At 58.1% G+C, this 14556-nt stretch carries 13 protein-coding genes; 10 read left to right on the top strand and 3 right to left on the bottom strand.

Going from position 1 to position 14556, the window contains the following annotated elements; translation table 11 throughout:
• Positions 1-13: 13 nt before the first annotated feature.
• A complete protein-coding gene (locus ACP0GE_RS08865; RefSeq protein ID WP_424831589.1) occupies positions 14-1939 on the bottom strand; it encodes an elongation factor G in 1926 nt (641 codons plus the stop codon).
• Positions 1940-2152: 213 nt separating this feature from the next.
• The gene (hemN, locus tag ACP0GE_RS08860) at positions 2153-3508 is read right to left on the bottom strand and encodes an oxygen-independent coproporphyrinogen III oxidase (RefSeq protein ID WP_424831588.1); all 1356 of its coding nucleotides are present in this window, start codon (positions 3506-3508) and stop codon (positions 2153-2155) included.
• A 61-nt stretch (positions 3509-3569) separates the two neighbouring features.
• On the opposite strand from hemN, the gene fnrL reads away from it, so the two are divergent.
• Both fnrL and ACP0GE_RS08850 read left to right on the top strand, forming a co-directional pair.
• The gene (fnrL, locus tag ACP0GE_RS08855; protein ID WP_424831587.1) at positions 3570-4313 is read left to right on the top strand and encodes a transcriptional regulator FnrL; all 744 of its coding nucleotides are present in this window, start codon (positions 3570-3572) and stop codon (positions 4311-4313) included.
• Between the two features lie 43 nt (positions 4314-4356).
• Entirely contained in the window at positions 4357-4611 is a 255-nt protein-coding gene (locus ACP0GE_RS08850) for a GlsB/YeaQ/YmgE family stress response membrane protein (RefSeq protein ID WP_424831586.1), read from the top strand.
• A gap of 51 nt (positions 4612-4662) precedes the next feature.
• On the opposite strand, the gene ACP0GE_RS08845 is transcribed toward ACP0GE_RS08850, so the two are convergent.
• Positions 4663-5502 (bottom strand): universal stress protein, encoded by an 840-nt coding sequence (locus ACP0GE_RS08845; protein ID WP_424831585.1) that lies wholly within the window; start codon positions 5500-5502, stop codon positions 4663-4665.
• A 182-nt stretch (positions 5503-5684) separates the two neighbouring features.
• Between ACP0GE_RS08845 and ccoN the strand changes: the two genes are divergently transcribed.
• The 8 genes from ccoN (at position 5685) to ACP0GE_RS08805 (ending at position 14554) form a co-directional block, all read left to right on the top strand.
• Positions 5685-7292 carry a cytochrome-c oxidase, cbb3-type subunit I gene (ccoN, locus tag ACP0GE_RS08840; protein WP_424831584.1) on the top strand — a complete coding sequence of 536 codons (1608 nt, stop codon included), beginning with the start codon at positions 5685-5687 and terminating at the stop codon, positions 7290-7292.
• Positions 7293-7306: 14 nt separating this feature from the next.
• Positions 7307-8035: a cytochrome-c oxidase, cbb3-type subunit II gene (gene ccoO, locus ACP0GE_RS08835; RefSeq protein WP_424831583.1), complete on the top strand. Its 729-nt coding sequence runs from the start codon at positions 7307-7309 to the stop codon at positions 8033-8035.
• Positions 8036-8045: 10 nt separating this feature from the next.
• Positions 8046-8237, top strand: coding sequence for a cbb3-type cytochrome c oxidase subunit 3 (locus tag ACP0GE_RS08830; RefSeq protein ID WP_424831582.1), 192 nt, complete (start codon positions 8046-8048; stop codon positions 8235-8237).
• A complete protein-coding gene (gene ccoP / locus ACP0GE_RS08825) occupies positions 8234-9097 on the top strand; it encodes a cytochrome-c oxidase, cbb3-type subunit III (RefSeq protein WP_424831581.1) in 864 nt (287 codons plus the stop codon). Before ACP0GE_RS08830 ends, ccoP begins: the two co-directional genes overlap by 4 nt.
• A gap of 409 nt (positions 9098-9506) precedes the next feature.
• The gene (locus tag ACP0GE_RS08820) at positions 9507-10358 is read left to right on the top strand and encodes a LysR family transcriptional regulator (RefSeq protein WP_424831580.1); all 852 of its coding nucleotides are present in this window, start codon (positions 9507-9509) and stop codon (positions 10356-10358) included.
• Positions 10359-10483: 125 nt separating this feature from the next.
• Positions 10484-11911, top strand: a complete 1428-nt coding sequence (gene ccoG / locus ACP0GE_RS08815; protein ID WP_424831579.1) for a cytochrome c oxidase accessory protein CcoG — start codon at positions 10484-10486, stop codon at positions 11909-11911.
• 2 nt (positions 11912-11913) lie between these two features.
• Positions 11914-12372, top strand: a complete 459-nt coding sequence (locus tag ACP0GE_RS08810; RefSeq protein ID WP_424831578.1) for a FixH family protein — start codon at positions 11914-11916, stop codon at positions 12370-12372.
• A 4-nt stretch (positions 12373-12376) separates the two neighbouring features.
• Positions 12377-14554: a heavy metal translocating P-type ATPase gene (locus ACP0GE_RS08805; RefSeq protein WP_424831577.1), complete on the top strand. Its 2178-nt coding sequence runs from the start codon at positions 12377-12379 to the stop codon at positions 14552-14554.
• Positions 14555-14556: the final 2 nt, after the last annotated feature.

Genomic DNA, 14556 nt, shown 5'->3' with positions numbered 1-14556 from the left:
CCACCTTTGATTGTCAGGCCATTTCCTTGCGCTTTGAAGAAGATGGCACAGGCCCGCGCAACTCTTCGTAGTGATCGAACTGAAGCTTTACCCAACCGGTTCCACGCGTCGCACTGGCCAGGGTGCGGTGTAGTTCATCCTCGGCCACGGCGGGCAGTTGGGCGTTGAAGATTTCCCAGCCCGAGGCGTTTGGATTGCCTTCGAACCCCAGGACCTGCCCTTGCAAGGAACTGATCGTCGGGACGAGATCGCCCACAAAGGCCGAAGGCAGGTGGATTTCCGCGTTCAGGATGGGTTGCAGGACGACCGGTTTGGCCTCGGGCAAGGCTTCGCGCACAGCGTTTTTGCCAGCGGTACGGAAGGCGTAGTCCGAGCTGTCCACGTTATGATGTTTGCCATCGCTCAGAGTGACTTTGACATCCACCACGGGAAAACCCTCTGGGCCCTGCACCAAGGCATCTTTTGCGCCGTGTTCGACCGAAGGGATGTAGTTTTTGGGCACGGCACCGCCTTTGACTACTTCTTCGAACTGGAACCCCGACCCGCGTGGCAACGGCGCGACCGTGATGACCACATCGGCAAATTGGCCCGCGCCTCCGGATTGCTTGCGGTGACGGTGGCGGTGATCCACTTTGGACCGAATGGTCTCGCGATAGGCTGTTTCGGCGGCCTCAGCCTCAATTTCGATCCCGAAATCCTCGGCCAGTTTTGCCGTCACGCGGCGCATATGCTGCGGCCCCTGAGAGCCCAAAATCGCATGACCGCTCAGTTCGTCCTGCGTCAGATGCAATCCGGGATCAATCTCGACCAGACGGGTCAGGGCATTCGACAAGCGCACGTCGTCCCGTTCGTGTGTGGGGGAAACCACCTGACGATGCGCCACGGGATGCGAAGACGCCCATTCCGGCAGCGGCGTTGCCGACGTGCTGTCATAGATGAAGCCGGGGTTCAGGTGATCCGATTTCACCGCCAAACCAATTTGCCCGGCCTCCAACGCGCCGATCTGTGTTTTGGCGTCCAGCGTGGTCAGGTTGCCGACGGTTTCGCCTCCCAAAGCTTCGTGTGCTTTGACACCGTCGCCCAGCCCGCGCAGCACGATGATCTTGCCGACATGTTTTTTGACATCTGCAAATCCGGCAATTGCGCGTGCATTTTCGGCAGCTTCGTCCCGACCGGCGGCAATATCAAATTCGGGGGCTTCGTGGCGCAAGGCCTTCATCAGACGGGTCAGGCCATTTCCATGGCTCGCGGCGCCCAGACAGGCCGGGATCAGTTGATGGTTCTGCAATACCTGTGCCGCCAGATCGTAGACCTCGTCGCTTGGGGGCTGCTTGTCTTCGATCAGTTGTTCCAGCAGATGGTCATCGAAATCCGAGAGTGTTTCCAGCAACTCGGTGCGCGCTTCCTGTTCGCGGTCTTCGACCGATTGCGGCAATTCAATCAGGGCCGAGGGCTGCCCTTCCTGATACTTCCATGCGCGCTCTGAGATCAGATCCACAGCGCCGATGATTGTATCCCCTTCGCGGATCGGAACCTGGCGCAGGGTGATATGGTGGGTGCAGTAGGTCTGCAAGGCCGCGATGATATCGCGAATCCGGCCATTGGGGTTGTCCATCCGGTTGATGAACAGGAAACAGGGGATGCCGGCCTCTTCGACCAGCCGCAGATACGGCGCACACAGAACTGCGGCATCAGGATCGGGTGGCACAACCACGACAGCAGCATCTGAAATGGCCATCGCAGGTCCGACATAACCCAGCGCATCGCCGCCGCCATCCACGTCGATCGCGCACCAGGGCTCGCCCAGGTAAGAAAAACCGTGCAGATGCACGGTTGCGGATACGTCGAATGTGGTGGGCCGTCCGTCGAGGCGGCTTATAGCCTCGACGAGGGTTGATTTGCCCGATTGGCTGGGGCCGAGGACGGTAAAAACGCGCATGAGTGCTGTCCCTCTTTCAGGTTGCAGAATGGCTGCACGAAAAGGGCTGTCGAACGCGATTGCGTCGGCAAGAACTGTCTGCGAATTCGCCTGCCTCGGGCTGTGAAAGGCCGCAGCCTTTCATCCCTGAGTGTGGAGAAAACCAGAGGCTTGCGTCAAGCCCCCGTGCTGGTATGCGACGGACAGGCCGGAAAACCGCCTGCCGGAAAAGGATCAGATCGCTGAGCTGTGCCCGGCCTTGCTAAGGTCATAAGCGTCAAAGCTGCGGGCAATCATACGGGTTAGTGCGCGCGCTTCGGGCGGGATGAAAAGACCGGTTTCATTTACGGTCAGCAAACCTTCAAAGGCGGAATTGGCGTCGGAATACATCTTGTTCAGCTGAGATGCGGAAACGTCGTGATCTCGCAGAATCTCGGCCGTGTCGATCCGGAAATCGCACATCAGCGCCTCAATCAGGCGTGCCCGCAGAACGTCCTGCCCCTTGAACAGGTGCCCTCGTGCGGTCGAGAACCGCCCTTCTCGAATCGCTTTGGTATGTGCCGAAGTGGCCGATGCGTTCTGGGCATAACCCTGCGGGAAGCGCGAGATCGAGCTTGCGCCAAGCCCGATCAGAACATCGGCCTGATCGTCGGTATAGCCCTGGAAGTTCCGCTTCAGACGCCCCGCATGCAACGCTTTTGCAAGCCCGTCATCCTGGGTGGCAAAATGGTCGATACCGATTTCGGCGTAGTTGTCCCACTTGAACAGGCGGCGGGCCGTTTCAAACAGTTCTAGCCGTTGTTCCGGGGTGGGCAGGGCGTCCGAAGGAATCATCTGCTGACGCTTTGCCATCCAGGGAACATGGGCGTAGCCATAAAGCGCGACGCGATCCGGTGACAGCGACAACAGTTTCTGTACGCTTTCGGTCATGCGCGCCTTGGTCTGGTGCGGCAGGCCGTACAGGATATCGGCATTCAGGCTGGTGATACCGCGCGCGCGGATCATGTCGACCGCGTCTCGGGTGATATCGTATCCCTGAATGCGACCGATGGTTTGCTGAATTTCGTTGTCAAAATCCTGCACACCGATCGAGGCGCGATTCATACCGGCTTCGGCCAGGGCATCAAGACGGGCCTCGTCAATCTCGTTCGGGTCGATTTCAACGGAAAACTCGGCATCGGGGCCCATCGGAACCGTGGCCAGAATCCGTCCGGCCAGTTCCCGCATCAGGTCGGGATTAAGCAATGTCGGTGTGCCACCGCCCCAGTGCAGCCGCGACAGTGTCACACCGTCGGGTAGCCGGGCTGCCAGCAAATCCAGTTCAGCCTTAAGCACATCCACATAGGCGATAACCGGATTGTCCGTCTGTGTGCCTTGCGTTCTGCAAGCGCAGAACCAGCACAGCCGACGGCAAAATGGCACATGAACATAAAGCGAAATCGAGCTGCCCGGAGTGATGCCCGAAATCCAGTCGCCAAACGAATCCGGCCCCACGTCATTGCTGAAATGGGGGGCGGTGGGATAGCTTGTGTAACGCGGTACTTTCGCGTCAAAAAGTCCAAGCCGTGCCAATTGCGGTTTCATTGTCATAAGGTTACGGCTATACCTAAGAACGCTCAGATACTTTGACCGAGATCAAGTGGAAACGCGAATGACGCTTAAGGCCTTGTATGAGCACACCAACTGTGATGAATGCCCGATCCGCCATCGGGCCGTGTGCGCGCATTGCGAAAAAGACGAGCTCGAAGAGCTTGAAAGCATTAAGTATTATCGAAGTTTCGAGGCTGGTCAGACCATAATCTGGTCTGGTGATCCAATGCATTTCGTGGGCTCTGTCGTGTCGGGAATCGCGTCCCTGACGCAAACGATGGAGGATGGGCGGACCCAGATGGTGGGCCTGTTGCTGCCCAGCGACTTTGTCGGCCGCCCGGGCCGCGAAACCGCTGCTTATGACGTGATTGCGACAACGGATCTGGTGATGTGCTGCTTTCGCAAAAAGCCCTTCGAAGATCTTATGGCCAACACGCCGCACATCGCGCATCGCCTGTTGCAGATGACGCTGGATGAACTGGATGCTGCGCGCGAGTGGATGCTGGTTCTTGGACGTAAAACGGCGCGTGAGAAGATCGCCAGCCTTTTATCGATCATTGCCCGCCGGGATGCGTCTATTCACCGGAAAGGCATGTCGGGCCAGATTGTGTTCGATTTGCCGCTGACGCGTGAGGCAATGGCAGATTATCTTGGGCTGACACTGGAGACTGTAAGTCGGCAGATTTCGGCCTTGAAGAAGGATCAGGTCATCCTGCTGGAAGGCAAGCGCCACGTAACTATCCCCGATATGGGGCGGCTGATGGAAGAAGCAGGCGACGATACAGATGGCGGTTTTCTTGTCTGACGACTGACCAAATATCCCAGTCAGAAAATATCAGGAGCAGAGCATGGAATTCAGCAGCGTTTTGGCAATGATCTTTATCGGCGCGATTGCCGGGTGGCTGTCAGGCAAGATCATGGAAGGGCGTGGTTTTGGTCTGATCGGTAACATCATCATCGGCATCGTCGGAGCGTTTCTGGCCGGAATGATTTTTCCCGCATTGGGTTTTGCCATCGGTGGGGGTTTGTTGTCCTCGATCCTGTTTGCAACGATCGGCGCAGTGATCCTGCTGTTCCTGATTGGCTTGGTTCGCAAAGGGTAGGCACGAAGAATCGTCTCGGCCAAGGGTCGCAGCGTTCGAATGGCCTGTCGCTCAGTGCGCCAGAAAAACCGGCACCGAGGCCTGCTCAAGCATATTGCGTGTGGCACCGCCCAAGATGGCCTCGCGGAATCGCGAATGGCCGTAGGCCCCCATGACGATCATGTCAGCTTCGGTATCGGTTGCATGACGGTTCAGGATGTCCGACACGCGTGACATGGTCTTGCTGAGCACGTCGATCTCACATTTGACACCGTGGCGGGCCAGCATCTGCGACAGCATCCCGCCGGGATCTGATCGATCCGGGCCGTGCCGTGGTGGGTCAATGACGACGATGCGGGCCAACTCGGCCTGTTTCAGGAAGGGTAAGGCGCGACGGATCGCACGCATTGCTTCAGGACTCTCGTTCCAGCCAATCAGAACGGTTTCGGGTTTCGTCAGGGGCTGTGCGTCATCTGGCACCAGCAGAACCGGAGCATGGCCTTCGAACATCGCGGCCTCGACAATGGGCTCTGCCTCGGCATCCCGATCCTGCCCGTAGGGGCGCGGCAGTATCACCAAGTCGGAAAACATCGCGCGGCGCGCCACGTGGCGTCCGATATCTGCAATCTGCGCCACTCCGCTTTCTGAAGACCACCGGACCCCAGATTTCCGCAGAACATCCTGGGCAAATTCGTGAACACCGGCGGCTTCCGCATTGGCGCGGCTCAGTGTTTCCTGAAGGATCAGAGCATTCGCACCAGCGTAGTAATAACCGGTTTGGCTGCGGTCGACGCCAAGGCATAGCGCTTCGGCGTGGGCATCCTGAACCTCGGCCAATGCAATAATCTGGTTCAATGCGGCCCGGGACAGTCTGGTTTCCGTCATGACCGTTAGAAGAGATTTGTATGCCATGTCGCCCTCATGGTTTGAGGTGCCGCGCACCTGCCAGTCTGAAAGATACCTGTCACAGAAAACAGCAGTTTGTCTTGATGCAGATCAAAGCATCGAACTCCGCTTCGCTGCATTACCGCAGGCAGTCAAACAGGTTTCGCGCGGCATTAAGAATCGCGCGGGGCATGGCAAAGGGACGCAATATGTCAAATTACATCAAGCTGATCGTGCTTGGTCTGGTCGTGGTGTTTGCCGCGATCGGGTCCAATTATGCACGCGATTTGGCGTATCAGGTGCATGCAATTCTGGTGATGCTGATCGCCGGTGGACTGTTCATCTGGACGCTTCGAAATACCGATGAGCCAGATATTCTTGTCGACCGCTCAGGGGAATATATGGATGGCGTGATCCGCTATGGCGTGATCGCAACCGCCTTTTGGGGTGTGGTCGGGTTCCTGGCAGGGACCTTTATCGCGTTCCAATTGGCCTTTCCGATGCTGAACTTCGAATGGGCACAAGGCTATCTGAACTTTGGCCGTTTGCGTCCGCTACACACGTCAGCCGTGATCTTTGCCTTTGGCGGCAACGCGCTGATCGCAACATCGTTCTACGTGGTTCAGCGTACAAGCGCCGCGCGTCTTTGGGGCGGCAACCTCGCGTGGTTCGTATTCTGGGGTTATCAGCTGTTCATCGTGCTGGCTGCGACCGGTTACATTCTGGGTGGGACGCAGTCCAAGGAATATGCCGAGCCTGAATGGTATGTGGACCTGTGGCTGACCGTCGTCTGGGTTGCCTATCTGGCCGTTTATCTCGGTACGATCATCAAGCGGAAAGAGCCCCACATCTACGTGGCAAACTGGTTCTATCTGGCGTTCATCGTAACCGTCGCCATGCTGCATCTGGTCAACAACATGACCATTCCAGTCAGCATCTGGGGTTCGAAATCGGTCATCGTCTGGTCGGGTGTACAAGACGCCATGATCCAGTGGTGGTACGGCCACAACGCCGTGGGCTTCTTCCTGACCGCCGGTTTCCTGGGCATGATGTATTACTTCATCCCGAAACAGGCCGAGCGTCCGGTGTTCAGCTACAAGCTGTCGATCATCCACTTCTGGGCGCTGATCTTCCTGTATATCTGGGCCGGTCCGCACCACCTGCACTACACCGCGTTGCCCGACTGGGCCTCGACGCTGGGAATGGTGTTCTCGGTGATCCTGTGGATGCCGTCCTGGGGTGGCATGATCAACGGTCTGATGACCCTGTCGGGTGCATGGGACAAGCTGCGCACCGACCCTGTGATCCGTATGATGGTGATCTCGGTTGGCTTCTACGGCATGTCCACCTTCGAAGGTCCGATGATGTCGATCCGTGCTGTGAACTCGCTGAGCCACTACACCGACTGGACCATTGGCCACGTACACTCGGGCGCGCTGGGCTGGAACGGTATGATCACTTTTGGTGCTTTGTACTTCCTGGTGCCGGTGCTGTGGAAGCGTGAGCGTCTGTACTCGCTGCAGATGGTCAGCTGGCACTTCTGGCTCGCCACCATCGGTATCGTGCTCTACGCCGCGTCGATGTGGGTCACCGGTATCATGGAAGGCCTGATGTGGCGTGAAGTGGATGCCAACGGCTTCCTGGTGAACTCGTTCGCCGACACCGTGGCTGCCAAGTTCCCGATGTATGTGGTGCGTGCTCTGGGTGGCGTCATGTTCGTCGCTGGATCGCTGATCATGTGCTACAACCTGTGGATGACTGTGCGGAAAGCGCCGGCTAAAGAGGCCAGCCTGACCGTCGCGGTCCCGGCTGAATAAGGAGGGCCGGAGCAATGGCAATTCTCGACAAACATAAGATCCTCGAGACCAACGCGACCCTCCTGCTGGTGTTCAGCTTTCTGGTCGTGACCATCGGTGGCATCGTTCAGATCACCCCGCTGTTCTATCTTGAGAACACCATCGAAAAGGTCGAGGGGATGCGTCCCTACACCCCCTTGGAAATGGCGGGCCGTGAGATCTATCTGCGCGAAGGCTGCTATGTCTGCCACAGCCAGATGATCCGTCCGATGCGGGATGAGGTCGAACGCTATGGCCACTACTCGCTGGCGGCGGAGTCGATGTATGACCATCCGTTCCAGTGGGGGTCCAAGCGCACCGGGCCTGATCTGGCACGTGTGGGTGGCCGTTACTCGGATGACTGGCATGTGCGCCACCTGCGCGATGCCCAGTCGGTGGTGCCGGAGTCGGTGATGCCGAAATATGGTTTCCTCGAAAACCGCAAGCTCGACGGCAAGTATATCGGTGACATCATGGCAGCGAATGCTGTGGTCGGCACCCCGTATACCGAAGAGATGCTGGAAAACGCGCTGGCGGATTTCCGGGCTCAGGCCGATCCGGACAGCGACTATGACGGCTTGTTGGAGCGCTATGGTGATAAGGTCAATGTGCGCAACTTCGATGGTCAGCCCGATCTGACCGAAGCAGACGCGCTGATCGCCTATTTGCAGATGCTGGGTACATTGGTTGATTTCTCGACCTTCACCCCGGTCGCGAACCGCTAAGGAGGGTGTGATGGAAGAATACACGATCCTTAGGCAATTCGCGGACAGCTGGATGCTGCTACTGCTCTTTGCCTTCTTCGTTGGCATCGTCATCTGGGTTTTTCGCCCCGGTGCCAGCAAGGAATACAAGGACACGGCCAACATCCCTTTCCGGCATCAAGACAAACCCGCCGAAGCTGAATCCAAGGAGGCGCGGCAATGAGCAAGACACCTGAAAAACTGCCGGGTGATCCGCAGACAACCGGACATTCCTGGGATGGCCTGGAAGAGTTTGATAACCCAATGCCGCGTTGGTGGTTGTGGACCTTTTACGCCACGATCCTGTGGGGCGTGATTTACACGATTATGTATCCCGCATGGCCACTGGTGCAGTCGGCAACGGCCGGTGTGCTGGGCTGGTCCTCGCGCGAAATCGTGCAAGAGGAGCTGGTCGCCTTTGAAGAGGCCAACGCGCCGTGGAACGCCAAACTGGTGGAAACTCCGTTGGAGGACATCTCGAAGGATCCCGAATTGCAGCAATACGCGGTGAATGCTGGCAGCGCCGTGTTCCGGACTTGGTGCGCGCAGTGCCATGGCTCGGGTGCGCAGGGGGCAGTGGGTTTCCCGAACCTGCTGGATGACGCCTGGCTGTGGGGCGGTACGCTTGAGGATATCGAGTATTCGGTGGCTCATGGCATCCGGAACGAAGAAAGTGACGATGCGCGCTATTCCGAAATGCCGGCCTTTGGCGAAATCCTTGAACCAGAAGAGATCGCTCAGGTGGTTCAGTACGTGATGTCGCTGACCAATGCACAGACCGACGACGCGGCAGCGCAAGCTGGAAAAACTGTCTACGACGACAATTGCTCTGTTTGCCATGGCGATGACGGCAAAGGTGATGTCACCCAAGGCGCGCCGAACCTGACCGATGCCATCTGGCTGTTTGGCGGCAGCGAGGAAGCTCTGACTGAAACGGTGACCTATAGCCGCTTTGGCGTCATGCCCGCCTGGGAGAACCGCCTGACCGAGGCGCAAATTCGCGCCGTATCCGCCTATGTCCATCAATTGGGTGGCGGTCAGTAAAGTTAAAAGAACACCTCCGGGCGGATTACCGCCCGAAGGCTGTGGCACCGGCTGTTCAATCTGTTCGCGCGTTTCCTGAACAGCCGGTGTCGTCTATCTGAACATTTGGCGACAAATCCGTCCAGATCTTCCTGACAAAAGCCCCTCTGGCTCAAAGATCGTTCTGGTCTATGTTGTGCGGATTTTTAATCCACCAATGACCCTCTGGTAGCCAACGGCGTTTTTCGCTTTTCGCTTTGCGGGCGTCGCGGACCTTTGGCTCGTGCAGGCGGGTTGCGGTCATGAAAGAATTTGCAAATATAGTCAGCATGGCGCATCTCCTATGAAGTGCTTTTCTGCGATAAATATTGATATTCTGGCGCGAAGATGCGACTCAGTAATAGTTTTAGTCTGTAAGTATGGCTTACATATGGATTGGTTGTCGTTCCCACCCTTGTCATCGCTTAGGGCCTTTGCTGCCTTTTCGGAAACACGCAACGTCGTTCAGGCGGGCGTAGCGCTGAACGTCAGCCACGCCGCGATCAGCCAGCAGTTGAGGCAGCTTGAAAAATATATGGGCGTGGCCCTGTTGGATCGCGACGGTAAGTCTTTGAAATTGACAACGGATGGCGAACATTTGGCCCGGGCCCTTGAACTGGGATTTGGCGCGATGGAAGCAGCGGTCCGGGACTTGACGCAGTCCGGCGTGGATCGTCCCGTGCATGTGTCGCTGACATCGTCTTTTGCAGCCTCCTGGTTAATGCCGAGGCTGCCTGAATTCCGTGCGACCCATCCCGAAGTCGACCTTGTTCTCGACCCGCAGCCAAAGGTTGTTGAGCTAAAGCCCGGCGGTGTTGATGTCGCTATTCGATACGGGGCGGGTAGTTGGGCCGGGGTCGATGCGGAAATGTTACTGCAAACACCGATGGTTATCGTTGCGGCGCCGCAGCTGTTGGGGGGAAAGCTGAATTGGACACCCGCCGAATTGGCACATTTGCCGTGGCTGGAAGAAATTGGCACGACCGAGGCGACAAGCTGGTTGGAAGAACAAGGGACAGTGCTCCAACGTGGGGCAGGGCGAACGCATTTGCCCGGAAACCTGGTGCTGGATGGATTGCGCGCGGGACAGGGCGTTACTGTCACCGTGCGACATTTCGTCGAACCAGACATTCAGGCCGGGCGGATCGTGGAGCTCTATGTCGAACCTGACACGCGCGGATACTATATTGTAACGGGAAAAACAGCCTTGAGACCGCCGGTGAAAACGTTTGTCGGTTGCTGAGACGACAGGCGCGTGCTGCCTGAGATAAGATGCCTGTACGATGCGCGTTTTGACCCATGTCAAAGTTATGTGACCTGTGATCTGGAAAAACACGCAAGCAAAAAAGCTATAGTTGGAGCCAGCCTGTGAGCGATTCCGATCCTGCCCCCAGTCTTTATGCCGCCAGGGAGCCGATCTTTCCAAGACGGGTCTCGGGACCGTTCCGCAATCTCAAGTGGATCATCATGGCGATCACGCTGGGTATTTACTACGTCACCCCCTGGATCAGGTGGGACCGTGGGCCCAGCCTGCCGGATCAGGCGGTTCTTCTGGATCTGGCGAACCGGCGCTTTTACTTCTTTTGGATCGAGATCTGGCCGCATGAATTCTACTTTGTCGCGGGTCTATTGATTATGGCGGGCCTGGGGTTGTTCCTGTTCACCTCGGCCCTTGGGCGTGTGTGGTGTGGGTATGCCTGCCCACAAACCGTTTGGACCGACCTCTATATCCTTGTCGAGCGGTGGATCGAAGGTGACCGGAACGCGCGCCTGCGCCTGCACAGGCAAAAGAAACTGGATTTCCGCAAGGCGCGGTTGCGGATCACCAAGTGGGCTGTGTGGCTATTGATTGGTCTGGCGACCGGTGGCGCATGGGTTTTCTATTTCGCGGACGCGCCAACACTTGCGCGAGATCTGGTCACCGGCAACGCGCACCCGGTGGCCTACACCACGATGTTGATCCTGACCGGAACCACCTTCCTGTTCGGTGGCTTCGCACGAGAGCAGATCTGCATATATGCCTGTCCGTGGCCCCGTATCCAGGCCGCCATGATGGACGAGGACACGCTGGTCGTTGGCTACCGCGAATGGCGGGGTGAGCCGCGCGGCAAAGGGAAGAGGACCGCGGATTCCGAGCTGGGCGACTGCATTGACTGCATGGCCTGTGTAAATGTCTGCCCGGTGGGGATCGATATCCGCGATGGTCAGCAGCTGGAATGCATCACCTGTGCGCTGTGCATTGATGCCTGCGACGACATGATGGCCAAGATCGGCAAGCCGCGCGGTTTGGTCGATTACATGGCGCTCAGCGATGAAACGCGTGAACGCGCCGGAGAACCGCCCAAAAACGTTTGGAAACATATCCTGCGCCCGCGCACGATCATGTATACCGCTTTGTGGTCGCTGGTCGGTTTCGCACTTCTTTTCGCGCTGTTCATCCGTTCGGACATTGACCTGACGGTGGCTCCGGTACGGAACCCGACTTTTGTAACCATGTCTGACGGCTCGATCCGCAACACCTACGATGTCCGGCTCAGGAACAAGCACGGTGAGGAACGACCGTTCAAACTGTCTCTGACCGGCGATCCGTCGATGCAGATCGAAATCGAAGGGATTGAAGGCAGCACTGTCAATGTGACCGCAGATACGGCACAATTGACCCGAGTTTACATTGTTGCTGCGCAAGACACCGGGCCAGCGGGTGCGGATACAACGCCGGTGCGTATCTGGGTTGAAGACCTGGAAAGTGGTGAGCGCGCCTACAAGGACACCAGCTTCAACGGGCGGGGGAACTGATCATGGCCGGACGTCAATTCACCGGAAAGCACGCTCTGGCGGTGTTTGTTGGGGCCTTTGGTGTGATCATCGCCGTGAACATGGTGCTGGCCTACAACGCGGTAAAGACATTCCCGGGGCTTGAGGTCAAGAATTCGTATGTCGCCAGCCAGGAATTCAACGAGCGGCTTCAAGAGCAGCAGGCTTTGGGCTGGGATATCCGGGCAGAAATAACGGGTGGTCTACTGGTGCTTCATATCACGGACCCGACCGGCGCCCCCGTTGAAGTGGCCGAGTTGCGGGCGGTTGTGGGGCGCGCCACCCATGTCAAAGACGATTTTTCACCCAGCTTCACGTTTGATGGCATCGCCTATTCGACCCCGGCGGCGCTGGGCAAGGGCAATTGGAACATCCGCCTGGTTGCCAAGGACCATGACGGGACAGAATTCGCGCAACGTGTGCCGCTGTACGTAAAAGGGTGATGGCATGACGGCGCAGATATCCTCGGGCACGGCGGCTTGCCCCGGGTGCATCGCGGCCCCGGCGGAGCCTGCGCACGCGATACCCGAGGACGCGCAGATCGCGCTGTCATTGCCCGGCATCCACTGCTCGGCCTGTATCGCCACAGTTGAACGAGAACTGAACGCTTATCCGGGGGTCGAGGATGCACGCGTCAACCTGACCCTCAAGCGCGCGATGATCAAAGCCGCACCGAATATCCGTGCTGTCGATCTGATCCCTGTACTTGAGCAAGCAGGCTATGAGGCGCACGAGTTGGACCCCGGCGCCTTGTCTGCCACGCAGACAGACAAGGCCGGACGCGATCTGCTGATGCGGTTGGCTGTGGCCGGGTTCGCCTCGATGAATGTGATGCTGCTGTCAGTGTCTGTTTGGTCAGGGGCCACGGACGCAACGAGGGACATGTTTCACTGGATATCCGCGGCGATAGCGCTGCCCGCGATTGCCTTTTCGGCGCAGCCCTTCTTTGCCAATGCCTGGAGTGCCTTGCGTGTACGTCGCCTGAATATGGACGTGCCGATTGTTCTGGCGATCCTTCTGGCGTTGGTCACTTCGCTTTGGGAGACTGCGCTTAGCGGCAAGCATGCTTATTTCGATGCGGCCCTGACGTTGACATTCTTCCTGCTGGCCGGACGGTATCTGGATTACCGCACACGCGCCGTGGCGCGATCGGCCGCCGAAGAACTGACCGCGCTTGAGGTGCCACGCACCATCCGTCTGGTGGACGGTCGTGAACACGAGGTCGCGGTTTCAGCCTTGACGGTCGGCGACCTGATCCTTGTCAGGCCCGGTGGCCGCATGCCGGTGGATGGAGAGATCGTTTCAGGCCAGTCCGAGCTGGATCGTTCCTTACTAACCGGAGAGACTTTGCCAGTTTTTGCGCAAGAAGGTCAGGTGGTTAGTGCGGGTGAGGTCAATCTGACAGGTCCGCTTACCATCCGAGCGACGGCAGTGGGTGAGGATACCTCGCTGCATCGTATGGCCGATCTGGTGGCTATCGCTGAATCCGGTCGGTCCCGGTACACGTCGCTGGCAGACAAGGCGGCAAAGCTTTACGCGCCGGGGGTGCATATCCTGTCCGCGCTCAGTTTTCTGGGCTGGTATATCTATTCCGGCGATATCCGTACGGCGCTGAATATCGCGGCGGCGGTGCTGATCATCACATGCCCATGTGCGCTGGGCCTTGCGGTGCCAGCGGTGACAACCGCTGCGTCGGGGCGATTGTTCCGCAGCGGGATGTTGATCAAACACGCCACCGCATTGGAGCGCCTGGCCGAGGTTGATACGGTTGTCTTTGATAAAACCGGAACTCTGACCTCTGGTGCGCCTGAACTGACCAATCTGGGCGACCATTCCCGTGCCGATCTGGAAGTGGCTTTGGCATTGGCCGAAGCGTCTTCTCATCCTTTGTCACTGGCCTTGGCCAAGGCAGCACGCGATGCCGGGATCAGACCTGCCTCCCTGCGCGATGTGGTCGAAGTGCCAGGCTATGGGACAGAGGGCCTTTACCGCGATCAGCGCATCCGGCTGGGCCGGGCGGCTTGGGTTGGCGGAGAGGACGGGGCGCAGACCTCGGCATGGTTGGCCATCGGTTCGCAAACACCCTTGCGCTTTATATTTACGGACAGTCTCCGCGCCGGTGCGGCTGAGGCCGTCGCAGCCTTTCGCACGGCAGGTAAGCAGGTCATCCTAATTTCGGGCGACACGGAAGGGGCTGTTCGGGCATTGGCAGACAAGCTGGGCATAGAAAACTGGGTGGCTGAAGCCTTGCCAGCGGACAAAGCCTCCAAAGTTCAGGCCCTGACTGATCAGGGCCACCGCGTTCTGATGGTGGGTGATGGTCTGAACGATACCGCAGCGCTTGCGGCGGCGCATGTGTCGATTTCTCCGGCCTCGGCGCTGGATGCGGCGCGGGTGGCATCGGATATTGTTCTGCTGGGCAATGACCTGTCCCCGATCGCGGACGCCTGTGATACTGCGGTGAAAGCAACGAAGCGGATTCGCGAGAACTTCCGTATCGCCACTGTCTATAACGTGATCGCGGTACCGCTGGCTGTTGCGGGCCTTGCCACGCCGCTGATCGCGGCCTTGGCGATGTCGACGTCATCGATCACCGTGTCCTTGAACGCCCTGCGCCTGAGGTAACC

The organism is Ruegeria sp., from assembly GCF_965243365.1.
GTDB lineage: Bacteria > Pseudomonadota > Alphaproteobacteria > Rhodobacterales > Rhodobacteraceae > Ruegeria.
This window is presented reverse-complemented; position numbering and strand designations above follow the sequence as displayed.

Excerpts from the sequence above, each read along its gene's own strand:
- ACP0GE_RS08865 (WP_424831589.1), bottom strand. The coding sequence starts at position 1,939 with ATGCGCGTTTTTACCGTCCTCGGCCCCAGCCAATCGGGCAAATCAACC.
- hemN (WP_424831588.1), bottom strand. The coding sequence starts at position 3,508 with ATGACAATGAAACCGCAATTGGCACGGCTTGGACTTTTTGACGCGAAA.
- fnrL (WP_424831587.1), top strand. The coding sequence starts at position 3,570 with ATGACGCTTAAGGCCTTGTATGAGCACACCAACTGTGATGAATGCCCG.
- ACP0GE_RS08850 (WP_424831586.1), top strand. The coding sequence starts at position 4,357 with ATGGAATTCAGCAGCGTTTTGGCAATGATCTTTATCGGCGCGATTGCC.
- ACP0GE_RS08845 (WP_424831585.1), bottom strand. The coding sequence starts at position 5,502 with ATGGCATACAAATCTCTTCTAACGGTCATGACGGAAACCAGACTGTCC.
- ccoN (WP_424831584.1), top strand. The coding sequence starts at position 5,685 with ATGTCAAATTACATCAAGCTGATCGTGCTTGGTCTGGTCGTGGTGTTT.
- ccoO (WP_424831583.1), top strand. The coding sequence starts at position 7,307 with ATGGCAATTCTCGACAAACATAAGATCCTCGAGACCAACGCGACCCTC.
- ACP0GE_RS08830 (WP_424831582.1), top strand. The coding sequence starts at position 8,046 with ATGGAAGAATACACGATCCTTAGGCAATTCGCGGACAGCTGGATGCTG.
- ccoP (WP_424831581.1), top strand. The coding sequence starts at position 8,234 with ATGAGCAAGACACCTGAAAAACTGCCGGGTGATCCGCAGACAACCGGA.
- ACP0GE_RS08820 (WP_424831580.1), top strand. The coding sequence starts at position 9,507 with ATGGATTGGTTGTCGTTCCCACCCTTGTCATCGCTTAGGGCCTTTGCT.
- ACP0GE_RS08810 (WP_424831578.1), top strand. The coding sequence starts at position 11,914 with ATGGCCGGACGTCAATTCACCGGAAAGCACGCTCTGGCGGTGTTTGTT.
- ACP0GE_RS08805 (WP_424831577.1), top strand. The coding sequence starts at position 12,377 with ATGACGGCGCAGATATCCTCGGGCACGGCGGCTTGCCCCGGGTGCATC.